Here is a 967-nt window from a genome sequence, read left to right as displayed (position 1 = left end):
GGTTTGATGGCAGAAGCTATCGACCATGCAGGTATTCAATTTCGTACACTAAATGCTTCGAAAGGTCCTGCAGTACGAGCAACTCGAGCTCAAGCCGATCGCGCTCTGTACAAAGCGTACGTACGCAACGCATTAGAAAACGCGCCAAACCTAACTCTGTTCCAGCAATCGGTTGATGATCTGATTGTTGAACAAGATCGCGTTGTTGGCGTTGTGACTCAAATGGGTCTTAAATTCCATGCCAAAGCGGTTGTGCTGACCGTAGGTACTTTCCTTGGTGGTAAGATCCACATTGGTATGGAAAGTTCTTCAGGCGGTCGTGCTGGGGATCCACCATCGATCGCATTGGCGGATCGCTTACGTGAATTGCCATTCCGAGTGGATCGTCTAAAAACGGGAACACCACCACGTATTGATGCTCGCACGGTTGATTTCTCAGTGCTAGAAGCGCAACACGGTGACAACCCAACACCAGTTTTCTCATTCATGGGTAAGCGCGAACACCATCCGCGTCAAATTCCTTGTTTCATTACGCATACCAATGAACAAACTCATGAAGTGATCCGCAATAACCTAGATCGTAGCCCAATGTACGCAGGTGTGATCGAAGGAATTGGCCCACGTTACTGTCCGTCTATCGAAGACAAAGTGATGCGCTTTGCGGATAAGAACAGCCACCAAATTTTCATTGAACCTGAAGGTCTTACCACGCACGAGTTATACCCGAATGGTATTTCCACCAGCTTGCCGTTTGATGTTCAAGTTCAAATCGTTCGTTCAATGAAAGGCTTCGAGAACGCACACATTGTTCGTCCTGGTTACGCGATTGAGTACGATTTCTTCGATCCACGTGATTTGAAGCAAACTTACGAGACTAAATTCATCAGTGGTCTATTCTTTGCTGGCCAAATCAACGGTACAACAGGCTACGAAGAAGCTGCGGCACAAGGCTTAATGGCGGGCTTGA

Annotated in this window: 1 protein-coding gene; it reads left to right on the top strand. The window is 47.5% G+C overall.

Annotated elements, in window-relative coordinates:
* A partial coding sequence (gene mnmG / locus R7Q46_RS25455) for a tRNA uridine-5-carboxymethylaminomethyl(34) synthesis enzyme MnmG (RefSeq protein ID WP_318077976.1) occupies positions 1-967 on the top strand: 967 nt, incomplete at both ends.

This window comes from Vibrio sp. 811 (assembly GCF_033339195.1).
The sequence above is the reverse complement of the archived record's forward strand: the minus strand, read 5'-3'. Positions and strand labels throughout refer to the sequence as shown.